At 58.0% G+C, this 15,132-nt stretch carries 11 protein-coding genes; 4 read left to right on the top strand and 7 right to left on the bottom strand.

Annotated elements, in window-relative coordinates:
* Positions 1 to 6: 6 nt before the first annotated feature.
* From EDC38_RS01240 to EDC38_RS01270, 7 genes are all read right to left on the bottom strand, one after another.
* The gene (locus tag EDC38_RS01240) at positions 7 to 804 is read right to left on the bottom strand and encodes a DeoR/GlpR family DNA-binding transcription regulator (protein ID WP_123636979.1); all 798 of its coding nucleotides are present in this window, start codon (positions 802 to 804) and stop codon (positions 7 to 9) included.
* 102 nt (positions 805 to 906) lie between these two features.
* A complete protein-coding gene (gene tpiA, locus EDC38_RS01245) occupies positions 907 to 1,716 on the bottom strand; it encodes a triose-phosphate isomerase (protein WP_123636980.1) in 810 nt (269 codons plus the stop codon).
* A 51-nt stretch (positions 1,717 to 1,767) separates the two neighbouring features.
* Positions 1,768 to 2,424 carry a LutC/YkgG family protein gene (locus EDC38_RS01250; RefSeq protein WP_123636981.1) on the bottom strand — a complete coding sequence of 219 codons (657 nt, stop codon included), beginning with the start codon at positions 2,422 to 2,424 and terminating at the stop codon, positions 1,768 to 1,770.
* Positions 2,417 to 3,865 (bottom strand): LutB/LldF family L-lactate oxidation iron-sulfur protein, encoded by a 1,449-nt coding sequence (locus EDC38_RS01255; RefSeq protein ID WP_123636982.1) that lies wholly within the window; start codon positions 3,863 to 3,865, stop codon positions 2,417 to 2,419. The genes EDC38_RS01250 and EDC38_RS01255 overlap by 8 nt, the downstream gene beginning before the upstream one ends.
* The gene (locus EDC38_RS01260) at positions 3,862 to 4,680 is read right to left on the bottom strand and encodes a (Fe-S)-binding protein (protein ID WP_123636983.1); all 819 of its coding nucleotides are present in this window, start codon (positions 4,678 to 4,680) and stop codon (positions 3,862 to 3,864) included. The genes EDC38_RS01255 and EDC38_RS01260 overlap by 4 nt, the downstream gene beginning before the upstream one ends.
* 80 nt (positions 4,681 to 4,760) lie before the next feature.
* Positions 4,761 to 6,053, bottom strand: a complete 1,293-nt coding sequence (rhaI, locus tag EDC38_RS01265; RefSeq protein WP_123636984.1) for an L-rhamnose catabolism isomerase — start codon at positions 6,051 to 6,053, stop codon at positions 4,761 to 4,763.
* A gap of 23 nt (positions 6,054 to 6,076) precedes the next feature.
* On the bottom strand, positions 6,077 to 8,176 hold the full coding sequence (locus EDC38_RS01270; RefSeq protein ID WP_123636985.1) for a bifunctional rhamnulose-1-phosphate aldolase/short-chain dehydrogenase: 2,100 nt from the start codon (positions 8,174 to 8,176) through the stop codon (positions 6,077 to 6,079).
* Between the two features lie 243 nt (positions 8,177 to 8,419).
* Here EDC38_RS01270 and EDC38_RS01275 point away from each other — a divergent pair, with 243 nt between their 5' ends.
* The 4 genes from EDC38_RS01275 (at position 8,420) to EDC38_RS01290 (ending at position 14,989) form a co-directional block, all read left to right on the top strand.
* A complete protein-coding gene (locus tag EDC38_RS01275) occupies positions 8,420 to 10,087 on the top strand; it encodes a purine-cytosine permease family protein (protein WP_123636986.1) in 1,668 nt (555 codons plus the stop codon).
* Between the two features lie 75 nt (positions 10,088 to 10,162).
* Positions 10,163 to 11,572: an FGGY-family carbohydrate kinase gene (locus EDC38_RS01280; RefSeq protein ID WP_123636987.1), complete on the top strand. Its 1,410-nt coding sequence runs from the start codon at positions 10,163 to 10,165 to the stop codon at positions 11,570 to 11,572.
* 58 nt (positions 11,573 to 11,630) lie between these two features.
* Positions 11,631 to 13,631, top strand: coding sequence for a rhamnogalacturonan lyase (locus EDC38_RS01285; protein WP_170162828.1), 2,001 nt, complete (start codon positions 11,631 to 11,633; stop codon positions 13,629 to 13,631).
* Complete coding sequence (locus EDC38_RS01290; protein WP_123636988.1) at positions 13,628 to 14,989, top strand: BNR repeat-containing protein; 1,362 nt, start codon at positions 13,628 to 13,630, stop codon at positions 14,987 to 14,989. The genes EDC38_RS01285 and EDC38_RS01290 overlap by 4 nt, the downstream gene beginning before the upstream one ends.
* Positions 14,990 to 15,132: the final 143 nt, after the last annotated feature.

Consider the following 15,132-nt stretch of genomic DNA (forward strand, 5'->3'; position numbering starts at 1 on the left):
AACGTTTTATTCCGCCTGACTCACATCAACCAGAATCACTTTGATGTTCTGATCTTCAAAAAAGCGCACGGTCTTTGGATCGGCTTCACTGTCCGTGATCAGAATGTCCACATCCGAGAGCGGACACAGAATGAAGTTGCTGCGTTTGTTGAGCTTGGTACTGTCCGCCAGGATGATCAGCTGATCCGCCTGCTTTTTCAGCTTCTGCTCGGTCTGGATCAACAGCGGGTCTGATTCCATGACCCCAAACTCGCCAATCCCCGGCGTTCCCATGAACATTTTGCTGGCGTGGTAATACTGGATGGTGTCGTTCTCAAAGGCGCTCAGGATGATGCCCTGTTTCCGGTAGAGCTCCCCGCCGGGCAGCGTAATCTGGTTGTCACTGACTTCCGACAGGTCCTGGGCAAGCACAAAGGAGTTCGTCAGCACGTTCAGGTGACGGTCGGCCAGAAACTCCTTCATCATGTAGGTCGAGCTACCGCCGTTGATGATGATGAATTCACCGTCCTCACACAACTTCACTGCTTCCTGTGCGATCAGCCGTTTGACGTCGGCCCGCTGTTCCTTGGCCGCGAGAAACGCCGAGCCTGAAATGTGCGGGCGACGGACTTTCCGGTCCTGGACTTTGAGCACCTCGGCCCCACCCCGGATTTTGCGCAGCTGGCCCTGATTGGACAGCTTGGTGATGTCCCGCCGGATGGTGGCTTCAGAGGCGTTCAGTTGCGTGGACAGGTCGTTGACACTGACAAACTGTTGTTCGTCGAGAATGTCCAGCAGCAGTTTGTGGCGTTGTTTTTCCAGCATGGAAGTCGAGGCCCCGAGATGAAATGATCATGTGAAGGAAATTTGACGAAAAACTAGCATAAAATTGCCGAAAAAACAAACAAAATCAGTCATAACCTTTCACTAAAAGTCTTGGTAGCGGACGTTATTCGTGGATTTCATTTCGGGCTCGGGCGGCCGGGTCTGAGCGGCCCAGCAGATGTCCAGAAAGTCGGCGGCTTTCAGGGAGGCACCGCCAATCAGACCGCCATCGACATTGGGCAATGAAAAGATCTCCTCACTATTGCCGGGTTTTAGACTGCCGCCATAAAGCAGGGTGACGTCATCAGCGTCCAGGCCGTTGTCGGATAATTGCGCTCTGATCACGGCGTGGGTGGACTGAATGTCCGCCAACTCCGCGGATACCCCGGTACCAATCGCCCACACCGGCTCATAGGCGATGACCGCGTTGCGCAATGCGTGCGCACCACAACGATCAATCACCGTCTGAATCTGGTGGGAAATGACCGATCGGGTCTGACCATGTGCCCGCTCCTGTTCCGTTTCACCGACACACAACACCGGGGTCAGCCCCGCAAGGGAGACCAGCTTGAACTTCTCGGCAATATCCGCGTCTCGCTCTCCCATGCGGGCCCGTCGCTCGGAGTGGCCGACGATCACATAGCGGCACTGGAGCTCCTTGAGCATGTTGACACTGATTTCACCCGTGAAAGCGCCAATACACTCGGAGCTTACATCCTGGGCGCCAAGCTGTACGATATCGGGCAGTATCGAACGAATGGATTGCAGGTAAGGAAAGGGAGGGCAGACGGCGACCTCCACGTCCTGAAGTGTCTGGGATTTCAACCCGTGGCGAAAGTGGGTCGCCCAGAGAATATTGTCAGCCAGGCTGCCGTTCATCTTCCAGTTGCCAATCACCAGGCGTTGTTTCACGGTCTACTCCAAAATAATTCAACGGATTCGATATCAATCAATAGGGTTTGGTCACTGGGGCAGGGACTCAACAATCAGGTAATCGGTCCGGCGCGGTCCATGGGCGCCAATCTGAATCTGCTGCTCGATATCGGCGGTCCGGGAGGGGCCGGTAATCAGGTTGACCGTTCGCGGCAGTGGCTGACCATCGTGCAGCCTCTCCCAGGCATCTTCCTGAAAGCGGACAATGTCCCGCTTGTCGATCAACACAATCAGCCGCTCCACCAGAAACAACAACCTGCTCGGGCAGTCACGACTCAGGGACATGATGGTCCCGGTTTCAGCCATCGCCGAGTGGGCGCGCACCAGCCCCCAACTCTGAACCGGCTGTGGTGTGTCGTCGGAAATGGTCAGTGATCCCCAATCGGATTGGCTCGCGGCGATTTGGGGGGACAGCGACAGGGTGGGAGGAACGCTCTGACTGTCCGCTTCGCGCTCCAGCCAGTGCTGAACCTGCTCCAGACTTTCCAGCTCGGTCACCACAGCGCCGTTGCGCTGGGCTTCGCTGATAAAGCGCGAGACGGTTTCCACATGGCTGAGTGCCGGTTGGACCGGCATGTCGGCCTGCGTCTCACACACTGTTTTGAAGGCAGTTTCCAGGTCCTTGCCCGCGTGGTCGCTGCCGATGGACTGACGAATGCGCTCGATAATACGGGTGCGACTATCCATGACGACGGTTCTCCGGGTGTGATTGACGCTGCTGTTGCCGCCACTGAGTCTGGAAGCTGGACCCCTGCGGCGCAGAGAAATCCCGATACCGGGTCCAGCCGGACATCATCGGCAGTGAGCGGAAGCGTCCGCGGTTGCCTGCCAGCCAGCGCAACACCTTCACCGCCGGACTGGTCAGACGCCGGTAGAGTCCGGGGCGGCGGCTGAGACGGCAGAACAGCCTCACGGCCATCGTTGATGCCTTGGAACGGGTTGCTTCACGCTGCTCTTTGTCCCGTAACTTGCGCATCAGGCCGGGCAGGGGAATACGCACCGGGCACACCGATTCACAGCGACCGCAGAAGGTACTGGCATTGGGCAGCTGATAGTCATCTTTGCCGTGGCGCAGCAGGGGGGTGAGCACGGCGCCCATGGGGCCGGGGTAGACGCTGTTATAGGTGTGCCCGCCCACAGATTGGTAGACCGGGCAGTGATTCATACAGGCACCGCAGCGAATGCAGTGCAGCATGTCCTGGAATTCCGTGCCCAGAATTTCCGTGCGCCGGTTGTCCATCAGGACGATGTGTAAGTTCTCCGGCCCGTCTTTATCCTGGGTTCCCTTGGGGCCGGTAAAAAAAGTGGTGTAGGTGGTAATGTCCTGCCCGGTGGCGCTGCGGGCCAGTACCCGGAGGATGGCGCTGGCGTCTTTCCAGGTGGGAATCACCTTGTCGATGGACGTGGTCACGATATGGGTTTTGGGCAGCGTCGCCGTCAGATCGCCATTGCCTTCATTGGTCACAATCGCGGCGGTGCCGGTTTCGGCAATCAGCATATTGGCGCCGGTGATACCCACATCCGCCTGCAGGAACCGCTCGCGGATCACGTCCCGGGCTTCGTTGACGATCGACTCGACGGCGTCAAGATCCCGCTCGCCCAGCGGATGATTGTCCCGGAACAAGGCCTGAACCTGAGCCTTGGTTTTGTGCAGTGCCGGGGCGACGATGTGGCTGGGGCGTTCATGTGCCAGTTGGATGACATATTCGCCCAGGTCGGTTTCCTGAGGTTCGATGCCCGCTTCTTCGAGCGCCTCATTCAGCTCGACCTCTTCGCCCACCATGGACTTGCCCTTGGTGACAGTTTTGGCCTCGTACTGACGACACAGCCCGACGACGGTCTCGCGCATCTGTTCGGGGGTTTCGACCCAATGGACCTTTCCGCCGGCTTCCTGCACTTTCTTTTCAAAGTGCAGCAGGTAAATGTCCAGATTTTTCAGCGCACGCTGGCGTGCGCGCAGGGCGCGATCGCGCATGGCTTCGAAGTTGGGCACGCGCTCGATCGCCGCCTGGCGTTTGTGCACAAAGCCTGAGCCGGCCTTTTCCAGGGCCTGCTGCAGGTTGTCATCATCCAGGGCGCCCCGGGAGCGGGCGATGAAGTCCGGTTCCTGTATCTGGACGCCGCTCATGATGTTTCCCCGGAGTCGGCGGCGGCTTCGCCGATAGCGGGCGCGGCGAGATCACCCGCCAGCACTTCGGCAATATGACGCACCTGAACCACAGAATTGCCGGAGGCCGGATCGGTATCCCGTTGCAACTTGCCGGCAATATTCAATAGGCAGGACAGATCCCCGCCCAGTACCATGGAGGCGCCGGATTGTTGAATGTTTCGGGTTTTGTCGCCGACCATGCGGTTGGAGACATCCGAGTACTTGACGCAGAAGGTGCCGCCAAAGCCGCAGCAGACATCGGTGTCGGCCATCTCGGTCACCTCGACCCCTGAGCACTGCTTCAACAGACGGCGTGGCTGCTGCTTGATGCCCAGCTCGCGCAGGCCTGCGCAGCTATCATGGTAGGTCACTTTATGTGAGCTCAAATCGATGTTGGGTGTGTCCGGAGTGTAGTCCAGCACATCCGTGAGAAAACTGGTCAGCTCAAACACCTTGCGGCAGAAGGATTCGACCTCGGCACTTCGGGAGTCACCGGCGAACAGTTCGGGGTAGTGCTCCCTGATCATGCCACCACAGGAGCCGGAGGGCGCAACGACGTAATCAAAGTCTTTGAAACTCTGCACAATGTTCCAGGCCAGTGCGCGGGTCTCGTCGGGAAGTCCGTTGTTGAATGCGACCTGCCCACAGCAACTCTGTTCCGGCACGCTGACGGTGCAACCGGCCTGCTCCAACAGCTTTACGGTCGCAAAGCCGATGCTGGGCCGTATCAGGTCCACCGGGCAGGTAATAAACAGGCCGACATGAGGGCCTTGTGATGACTGGTTATTCGACATAATTGTCCGTCTGATTCACAGCGACCGGGAGAGAGATAAAAACGGTGCCGACCGACACATTGAAGCCGGCACCCAATGCGCTACACAATACCGGAACGGCTGCCACCGGTATCCGGGCGAGCCACCGCCGCCTGCTCGCGGTACTGGGAGGCCCGGTAGGTGGCGAGCGGATTGATCGCAGCGTTTTTCCGGAAACGGGCCATGGCCAGGATCGGAGACACGTCGACGTTGAACGCTCCTTTCAGTGTGTTGCTCGCCATCAGGGCATCATTGTCCTGCTGATAACCTTCCAGTGTCGTGCGGTCAACCAGCAGGGCCTTAATGTAAGAGCGCTGCACCTCAATCGCGGAATTGATCAGACTTTCGATCGGGTCGGTGACATTGTGCGACTGGTCGAGCATATAGGCCGGTGAAAAACCGGGCTGTTTGCGGTGTTCGGCATCCACCAGCTCGTTGAATATAAGGAACTGCTGGTAGGGATGAATGGAGCCGCTGTCCAGATCATCATCGCCGTACTTGCTGTCGTTGAAGTGGAAGCCGCCCAGCTTCTTGAACTGAATCAGGCGTGAGACGATCATCTCGATGTTGACGTTGGGTGCGTGATGACCCAGGTCCACCAGAGACTTGCACCGCTCGCCGGTTTCCATGGCCGCCAGGATGTTGCTGCCCCAGTCCTGAATGACTGTAGAGTAGAAGGCCGGTTCAAACATCTTGTGTTCCAGGTGCATTTCCCAGTCACCGGGCAGGGCAGCGTAAATGGCCTTGGCGCTGTCCAGGTAGCGCTCAAACGCGCGCTGGAAGTGTTGTTGGCCCGGATGGTTTGAGCCATCGCCGACCCAGACCGTCAGGGTGTCGGAGCCCAGCTTTTTACCCCACTCAATCACCTGGGTGTTGTGGGCGATGGCCTGCTCGCGTACCGCCGCACTGGTGTGGGTGAGGCTGCCGTATTTGTAGGACTGCGCCTGGTCCGGCTGATCCTGGAAGGTGTTGGAGTTGACCGAGCTCCAGCTCAGGCCGTAACTGTCGGAGTGGGCTTTCAGTTCACTGAAGTCATCCACCACGTCCCAGGGAAAGTGGGGCGAAATGGCGCTGGCACAGCCCGAGAGCTGATGGATGACCGCGCAGTCTTCCACTTTCTCGAAAATGTTCCGCGGTTCACCGACGCCGGGAAAGCGGGCAAAGCGGGTGCCGCCGGTGCCGGTGCCCCAGGAGGGCACGGCGATGTCGAAGGCCTGAGCTTTTTCGGTCAGGGCGTTGATATCAACTCCCTTGCGGGAGAGCTGCTCGCCCAGAACCTCGAAATCCCGGTTGAGATCGGAGGCCAGTTTGTCGTTGTGCGCCGAGACGACGTCAGGCTGAATGGCGTATTTCATGATTATTTTCCTGCTGGCTCGGGTTATCGGGTAAAGGACGGCGCGTGACCGGCATCGACGTTGATAATATTGCCGGTGGACTTGGCCGACAGATCCGCGGCGAAGAAGTAGGCGGCCTCGGCGATGTCTTCCGGCAACACCGAACGCTTGAGCATACTGCGCTGGCGGTAATGCTCTTCCAGTTCTTCGTTACTGATATCGTACGCTGCGGCACGCTCCTGGCGCCACTCGCCGTCCCAGATTTTGGAACCGCGCAGTACCGCGTCGGGGTTGACCACATTGCAGCGAATACCCAGCGGGGCTCCCTCCAACGCGATGCAGCGGGCCAACTGGATTTCGGCGGCTTTGGCTGTGCAGTAGGCCGACGCACCGGGCGAGGCCACCAGGCCATTCTTGCTTACGATAAAGACCACGGAGCCGCCGGTGTTCTGCCGTTTCATCAGTTTGAAGCCTTCGCGACCGACCAGGAAATAACCGGTGGCCAGGATGCTGATGTTCTTGTCCCACAGGTCCAGGCTGGTTTCATCCAGCGGGGCGGAGCTGGCAATGCCGGCGTTGGACACCAGAATGTCGATGCCGCCGAACTCCCGGGCAACGTCGGCCATGGCACCGGCGACCGATTCGGGTTTGGTCACATCGCAGTGCACCTGGCGAATGACGTCCTTCCCGAACGCCTGAGTCAATTCGCTCTGTGCGCGGTCGAGACCGGCCTGGTCAATGTCGGCCAACATGATGCAGGCGCCTTGCTCGGCCATACGGATGGCCGTGGACTTGCCGATGCCACCGGCGCCACCGGTGATGAAGGCGATGCGACCGGCCAGAGACTTGGGCTTGGGCATGCGCTGCAATTTCGCTTCTTCAAGCAGCCAGTATTCAATATCAAACGCCTCCTGCTCCGGCAGGCCCACATACTCGCTGACGCCGTTGGCTTCGCGCATCACATTGATGGCGTTGACATAGAACTCACCGGCAATGCGCGCGGTGGCTTTGTCTTTGGCAAAGGTGATCATGCCGACCCCCGGCACCAGGTAAACCACCGCATTGGGGTCGCGCATGGCCGGGCTGTTGTTCCGCTTGCAACGATCGTAATACGCCGCGTAGTCCTCGCGATAGGCTTCAAGTTGCTGATCCAACCCCTTCACGCAGCGTGCCAGTTCAGCATCAAGGTCCTTGGCTGTGGGGTCGAAATCCAAAACCAGCGGGCGAATTTTGGTGCGCAGGAAGTGATCCGGGCAGGACGTGCCCAGGGCGGCCAGTGGCTCCAGGTCTTTGGAATTCACGAACTGCAGCACGGTATCGGAATCGTTGAAGTGGCCGATTTTGCGTTGATCGTTGGTGATTTTGCCGCGAATCAGGGGCATCAGCTCGCTGATGACGTCTTGGCGTTTGGTTTCATCCAGCGGGTCCTTGAACTTGGAGCCGCCGAAGGCGTCGGTTTTGTTGTTCGCTTCCAGCCAGTCCTGCGCGCGCTGAATGATGTTCAGCGTGGTCAGGTAACAGTCTTTGGCCGTGGGGCCCCAGGTAAAGATACCGTGACCTTCCAGCATGATGCCCTTCAGGTTGGGATTGTCTTTGGCCACTTTTTCCAGCTTCAGCCCCAGGTCGTAGCCCGGGCGCTGCCAGGGCAGCCAGCCCATTTCGCCTTCGAAAATCGTTTCGGTCAATTCTTTGCTGTTCTTGGTGCAGGCAATGGCGATGGCGGCATCCGGGTGCATGTGGTCGACATGCTTGTGGGGGATGTAGGCATGCAGCGGGGTATCGATGCTGGCGGCGCGGGGGTTCAGATTGAAAGTGCAGTGGGGCAGGTAGCCCACCATCTCGTCTTCGTGCTCCAGGCCCCGGTACAGGTCTTTCAGTTGGTGCAGCTTCTCCATATAAAGGGTGGAGAAACCATCGAGCTTGATCGAGCCCAGATCACCTCCGGAGCCTTTTACCCAGAGCACCTCGGCATCCTGACCGTTCAGTGGATCCTTCATGGTGAGTTTGGCCGAGGTGTTGCCTCCGCCGAAGTTGGTGATGCGCAGGTCGGAACCGAGCAGGTTGGAGCGGTACTTCAACAGCTCGGGCTCGCTCATCTTGGCGGCTTCTTGATCATTCCAGAGGTTATCTAATTTCGAGGCCATGGTCGTCGCTCTTATTTCAGGTGAATAATGGATTCATAATCCGAATTTCTGATTGAGAGTGATTATAAATGAGCAAAAATGGAGGGTCAAGGTGAATCTGATCGAATCTTTATGGGTTTTGAGGTTGTTTAAATGCTATTTTGACGTTATTGTTCATAACTGATCATTAATGTTCAGTTTGAGCCTGCTTGTCGCGGCCCGAACCCTCGAATACCGTCAACAATACAAATAAGTATAGTGAACATGCCGTCCTACGATGAGTTTGAGCAGGCGCCCTTGCGGCCCGATCAGTTGAAGCCCGCCCGCCATTTTGCCGCCAGCTACGCCGGCGAGCATGTGGCGGGCACGGAATTTGTTATTGGCGCCAGCTTTGTGGCCTGGGGCGTTGGCGTTGCCGATGTGCTCTGGGGGCTGCTGTGGGGCAATCTGGCCGCGGTGCTGACCTGGGGCCTGGTGTGTGCACCCATCGCGGTGGACACGCGTCTGACGCTCTACGCCTACCTGAAGAAAATTGGCGGAAAGGGGTTGATCAACCTTTATAGCGTCGTGAACGGCCTCCTTTTTTGTGTGCTGGCGGGCGCCATGATCACGGTATCGGCTTCGGCGGCCCGAATTCTGTTCGGTATCGGCCCGCAGGTTGAGTGGTACCCGACCGATCCCGCCTTCGTGGCCGTGGCCCTGCTGGTGGGTGCTGTGGTGACCATTGTCTCTACCAAGGGGTTTCGCCGTCTGGCGGTGTTTGCGCAAGTCTGCGCACCCTGGATGATCATGATGTTTGTGGTGGGCGGCTTGACCATGCTCACCGTTCTGCGTGACGCGACTCCGCTCGCGCCCGAGTCCTCTTTTTTTCAGCGTCTGCTATTGATCGCCGACTCTCACATATGGCGCGGTGACGAAGACGGGCTCGGGCTCTGGCATGTGGCGGCTTTTGCCTGGGTGGCCAACCTGGCCATGCATGGCGGCCTGTCAGATATGACCATACTGCGCTATGCCAGAAAGTCGTCCTACGGGTTTCTGTCTGTGTTGGGGATGTTTATTGGCCACTATCTGGCCTGGGTGTGCGCGGGCGTGATGGGCGCCGGGGCGGCGCTCGTTCTCAACACCTCCATTGAGAAACTGGATGCCGGCTCGGTTGCCTATCAGGCCCTTGGCGCGACCGGGATATTGGTCGTCATCATCGCGGGTTGGACAACGTCCAATCCGACCATTTATCGGGCCGGGTTGGCGTTTCAGTCATTGCACCCCCGGTGGCGTCGCACCACGGTCACCGCCATTACCGGCGCGGTGACTACCGTCATCGCCTGTTTCCCGTTTGTGTTTACCCAACTGATGAGTTTTGTGGGCCTGATGGGGCTGATCCTGGCGCCGATTGGTGCGGTCATTGTGACCGAACACTGGATTTTTCCCCGGATCGGCCTGACCCGATACTGGAATCATTATCGAAAGGCCTATCTCAATTGGCCCGCCGGCCTGGCCTGGCTTCTGTCGCTGTGCGCAGCATGGGGTTTTCACCGGTTGGGCATTCATCTGTTTTTCCTGCTCATTCCGACCTGGATGACCGCTACGGCTGTGTATACCGCCCTGGCGGCCTGGAGTGGGGCGGCCGGCTCCTATGCGCAATCCTCGGTGCACGAAGCGGAGGAGGCGCAGCGCAAGCAGGCCGAACAGCAGTATCTGCATGCGCCACAGACGCGAGCCGGCGCCGACGGAGGCCGCTTCGGTTCGCCCGCCATGGCCGCATCCGCTGTGGTGGCGATCGGCTCGTTGTTGGTTTGCTTGGGGCTCGGGCTGTATAGCGTCGATTCGGGTAACATTGACCTGGTCAAACACTGGGTCTTTCTTCCAACGGCGACTTATCTGCTATCGGCGTCCCTTTGGTCCCACTTGAAAGAGAAGCACGCCCAACGTTAACCGGAACACTTGACTTGAACCGGGGTGAATCATGCAGCTATCCCGGCGACAACACGACATGGTGAATTTGTCTCAATGAGTAATATTCTGATTCTGGATATTGGTAAAACCAACATTAAAGTGCATGTTCTCGATGAGCATCTCGAGAGCCGGTTCGAGAAAACCAAACGCAATGCCGTGGTTGAGAATCCGCTTTATCCCCACTTCGATGTGGATGCCATATGGGACTGGTTCTGCGAGGCGGTTCGCGAGGTGTCGGACGCGTTTTCCATCACCGCAATCAGTGTCACCACCCACGGCGCTACGGCGGCCCTCGTTGATAGGCAAGGCTCCGGTAATGGGCTGGTGCTTCCGATTCTGGATTATGAATACGCGGGCCCTGGCGCAATAACTGGGGACTACACCGGCGTTCGACCGGATTTCTCCGAAACCCGCTCTCCCGATCTGTCGGCGGGCCTGAACCTGGGGCGGCAATTGTACTGGTTGCAGCAACGGTTTCCCCAGGCGTTCGGGCAAGCCACCGATATTCTGTTGTACCCCCAATACTGGGTGTGGCGGATGACCGGTGAGCGCTGCGCCGAAAGAACCTCGCTCGGTTGTCATACCGACCTTTGGGCTCCGGAGCGAAACGATTACTCATCGCTGGTTGACCGGATGGGGTGGCGAGCACTGTTTCCCGAGCTGAAAACCGCCGACAGTCTGGTGGGCCCGGTGTGTTCCGATTTCATCGCCCGAACCGGTTTGCCCGCTTCCTGTCAGGTTGCGGTGGGCATCCATGACAGCAACGCCAGTTACTTGCGGTATCTGCTCCAGAATGATGGCCAGCCTTTCTCTGTGATTTCTACCGGGACCTGGGCGATCACCATGACAAACAGCGGAGGTAACGCCGAACTCGACGAATCCCGGGACATGCTGATGAATGTCGATTGCCGGGGGACTCCGGTGCCCTGTGCCCGCTTTATGGGCGGGCGGGAGTACGAAGCCATCTGTTACCGCCTGGGATCCTATCCGGAGGAGCCCTTCAGTGTTGAGGATATCGACACCGTCCTGGCGGACGCCGTCTACGCGCTGCCTCAGTTCTGTGATACCTCGGGCCCGTTTTCCGGAACGCCGGGGCGAATTGAGGGAAGTATCGATCGAATAAACGGGGCCGCTCTGGCGTCGGTTTACAGTGCATTGATGCTGGATCTTGAGCTAGATCTTCTCAAGGCTCGGGGCGCGGTGTTTGTTGAGGGGGCCTTCCTGAAGAACAGCCTGCTGTGCCGAATGCTTGCAACGCTGCGCGGTGATAATCCGGTGTATCTGTCCAATGACTCGACGGGAACCGTCAAGGGCGCGGCGTCTCTGGCGCTTTCCGACCCGCAAAGTCCCGAAGGCGGACTCCTTTGTGAGCCATTGTCGATCGACGGCCTGGATCACTACAGGGCGCAATGGCGGAACTATTGTCAGGCGTTGGCAGTGGAGTCGTCGGCTGCATCGCTCTGAGAAAACTCACATCGTTTCTATAGCCAATAAACCTTATCGACCAAATGCAGGTTCAATCATGAAAATATCGTTGCATAACACCAAGCTTTCATTCCGCCGGGCCCCGCTGGGACTGCTGTTGCTCGCCACACTGCCCGGTTGTGGTACCGCATTGAATGACAGTGATCCATCGGTGGCGAAGGGAGCGGATCAGAAGGTAATAAAACTGGCCGACGTAAAATCCGGAAGCCAGGACGGCCGGTTCCTGGAGCACCTGAATCGCGGATTGGTGGCGATACCTTCTGATAAGGGTGTGCTTGTTTCCTGGCGACAGTTGTATCAGGACCCTGACGGTCTGTCATTTTCAGTGTATCGGAACGGCGAATTGATTTCGGAGCAGCCCATTAACGGGCGTTCCAACTTTATGGACCCGGAAGGAAAAGCCGGTGACGAGTATCAACTGAAAACCGATGGCCAGATCGTTGATGTGGCAACCACCTGGAGCGCCCCTTATCTTGAAATTCCGTTGGATGTGCCGGAAGACGGTGTGACGCCCGATGGTGATCGCTATCACTACACCGCCAACGATGCCAGCGTTGGCGACCTGGATGGCGATGGCCAGTATGAAATCATTCTCAAGTGGGATCCCTCAAACGCAAAAGATAACTCCCAGGGTGGCTATACGGGTAACGCCCTGATCGATGCCTATACTCTGGACGGTGAGCGGCTCTGGCGGATCGATCTGGGCCGGAATATCCGCTCCGGTGCCCACTACACCCAGTTCATGGTGTATGACTTTGATGGCGATGGCCGCGCGGAGATCGCCATGAAAACCGCTGATGGAACCGTGGATGGAGAAGGCAATGTGATCGGGTCGGCGGACGCCGATTGGGTCTCTCACAGCGGGAATCCTGAGGTGAGAGACCGCACGGGATCAAAGGTTACCGAAGACGGGCGCTATCTGGGTGAACTCAAAGGACGAATTCTCCAGGGCCCGGAGTACTTTTCCGTGTTCGATGGTGAAACCGGTCGGGTTATGGATACCAAGCCCTATATTCCCCAGAGGGCTCCGGGCAACGATAACCCGACGATGGATGAGATGAAGTCCCTGTGGGGGGATGGCTATGGCAACCGGTCCGAGCGCTATCTTGCCGGTGTTGCCTTTCTGGACGGCGAGATGCCCAGTATCGTTATGGCCCGTGGCTACTACGAGCGCACCGTCATTGCCGCTTACGATTTCCGGGATGGCGAAATTTCTACCCGGTGGACCTTTGATACCCTGTCAGAGGAGATACCTGACGAGTACGCCGGGCAAGGCAATCATCAGCTGTCCGTAGCGGATATCGATGGCGACCGAAAAGATGAAATCATTTACGGTGCCATGGCCGTCGATCACGATGGTTCCCCGAAATGGAGCACTGGGTTCGGTCATGGCGATGCTCTGCACGTATCGGATCTGGACCCGGAAAACCCCGGCCTTGAAGTGTTTGGTGTTTATGAGGACATTCGCGGAAACGGTGGCATTGGCTCCGCGCTGATTGATGCGCAGAGCGGCCGGGTCCTCTGGACGAAAAGCGCCCGGAAAGACAATGGCCGGGGGCTGGCCGCCAATATTGATCCGCGCTTCCCCGGGGCTGAGGTCTGGGCACTGAATGCGCCGGAGTTGTTCGATATCAACGGAAAATCCGCCGGCGCCCAGCGTCCTGGTCCGGTCAATTTTGCCGTCTGGTGGGATGGTGACCTGCAGCGAGAGCTGCTCAATCACAATACCGTCTACAAGTGGAATTGGGAAACCGAGCAGGTCGATACTCTGATGAAGGTCAGTGGTATGACCTCCAATAACGGAACCAAAGCCACTCCGGCGCTATCGGGTGATATCTTTGGTGATTGGCGCGAGGAGATTATATTGCGCTCGGAGGATAATCAGTTTCTCCGGGTCTACTCCACCCCTATTCCCAGCGAGCACGGATTCACCACACTGATGCATGACCTGCAATACCGGCTCGCCATTGCCTGGCAGAACACGTCCTATAATCAGCCTCCCCATCCCAGCTTCTATATTGGAAGTGATCACGAATGAGGACCATCCCTGGGGGGCATAGAGTGGTCGGTGCCGCGATGCTGGTCGCGGTCGCACTGGGTGCCTGTAGTATGCATTCGCTCGAGGGCGACTGGCCGAGGTCTCAGGCCGCAGGGGTCGATCAGATTCCGCTGGGGCCTGAGGCCTTCTCGGGAAGTTCGGTCAATGTGGTGGCCGGAACCCGCCAGATGCTCTTTACTCACGGCGGGCACCAGTACGCCGGGTACTACGACCCCGAAGGCCGGGTGATCCTGGCCAAGCGCCCACTGGGCTCGTCGCAATGGCAAAGGAGGGAGACCCCGTTTTTTGCCAATACGCGGGATGCGCACAACTCCATCAGTCTGATCGTGGACGGAAAGGGCTACCTTCATCTGGCGTGGGGACATCACGACTCGCCGTTGAGTTACAGCGTATCCGACGCCCCTGGCAGTCTGGACATGACAGAGCCAGTCGAGATGGTTGGCCCTGATGAGGATAAAGTCACCTATCCGCAATTCTTCCGACTCAGCAACGGCAACCTGTTGTTTGTTTACCGGGATGGCGCGTCGGGCAGAGGCAAGGTGGTTCTGAATCACTACGATGCACAGCGCCAACGCTGGACCCGCAGACAGGATAACCTCATCGACGGAGAAGGGGAGCGAAGCGCTTACTGGGATATGGTGGTTGGCCCCGACGATACACTGCATCTGGCGTGGGTGTGGCGGGAGTCGCCCGACGTCGCCACCAATCACGATCTGCTGTATGCAGAATCAGTGGATGGCGGGGATACCTGGCGACGTCGCGACGGTACGCCGTACAGGCTCCCGATCACCCAACGTAGAGCGGAGGTCGCCCACGTCATCGAGCAGGACAGCAACCTGATGAACCCTCCCGCCGTTGCGGTTTCGGCAAACGGCGTTCCTTTTGTGACCTCCTACTGGTCTGAAAACCCGGGTGATAATCCGGGGTTCAACATTGTGTACCCCTCGTCAGAGGGCTGGAATTTTATTGCCGGACCCAAGGCGGCGCAGCCGTTCACTCTGGCGGGAGGCGGTACCAAGAAACCGCCGATCTCCCGGGCGGCGTTGCTGGTGGAGGAGAACGCGGATCGAATTCACCTTGTGTATCGCAGTGACCACCACGGTGGACGCGTTGTCGGCGCCTCGTTAGCGAATCTGTCCGGGGCTGAATGGCGTTACCGGTACCTGACTGAGAGTTCGGTTGGCGCCTGGGAGCCCTCCATCGATCCGGCGCAATGGTCTGGCAATCAGCAAGCTCATATGTTGTTACAGCGTGTGGCGCAGGTTGACGGTGATGACGCCGTTGGAAAACAGCAGGAAGCAACCGCCATTCATGTGTTGGAGTGGCGCCCTCGCTAAGAACTGACTCGCGGAAGTCCTGCCCGGCGAAACGAGACAGATAACGACCTTAAATGATTTATAAAGATTGTTAGTGATTTAAAATGATTGACGAGTTGGCTGAAAAAACCTACCATAGTGTGGAAGTTGGGATTCAGGTTGCT

The sequence above is a fragment of the Marinimicrobium koreense genome, assembly GCF_003762925.1.
In the GTDB taxonomy this organism is placed as follows: Bacteria; Pseudomonadota; Gammaproteobacteria; order Pseudomonadales; family Cellvibrionaceae; genus Marinimicrobium; species Marinimicrobium koreense.

Bases quoted from the DNA above. Each gene is read 5' to 3' on its own strand.
- EDC38_RS01240 (WP_123636979.1), bottom strand. From the start codon at position 804: ATGCTGGAAAAACAACGCCACAAACTGCTGCTGGACATTCTCGACGAA.
- EDC38_RS01250 (WP_123636981.1), bottom strand. From the start codon at position 2,424: ATGGATAGTCGCACCCGTATTATCGAGCGCATTCGTCAGTCCATCGGC.
- EDC38_RS01255 (WP_123636982.1), bottom strand. From the start codon at position 3,865: ATGAGCGGCGTCCAGATACAGGAACCGGACTTCATCGCCCGCTCCCGG.
- EDC38_RS01260 (WP_123636983.1), bottom strand. From the start codon at position 4,680: ATGTCGAATAACCAGTCATCACAAGGCCCTCATGTCGGCCTGTTTATT.
- rhaI (WP_123636984.1), bottom strand. From the start codon at position 6,053: ATGAAATACGCCATTCAGCCTGACGTCGTCTCGGCGCACAACGACAAA.
- EDC38_RS01270 (WP_123636985.1), bottom strand. From the start codon at position 8,176: ATGGCCTCGAAATTAGATAACCTCTGGAATGATCAAGAAGCCGCCAAG.
- EDC38_RS01275 (WP_123636986.1), top strand. From the start codon at position 8,420: ATGCCGTCCTACGATGAGTTTGAGCAGGCGCCCTTGCGGCCCGATCAG.
- EDC38_RS01280 (WP_123636987.1), top strand. From the start codon at position 10,163: ATGAGTAATATTCTGATTCTGGATATTGGTAAAACCAACATTAAAGTG.
- EDC38_RS01285 (WP_170162828.1), top strand. From the start codon at position 11,631: ATGAAAATATCGTTGCATAACACCAAGCTTTCATTCCGCCGGGCCCCG.
- EDC38_RS01290 (WP_123636988.1), top strand. From the start codon at position 13,628: ATGAGGACCATCCCTGGGGGGCATAGAGTGGTCGGTGCCGCGATGCTG.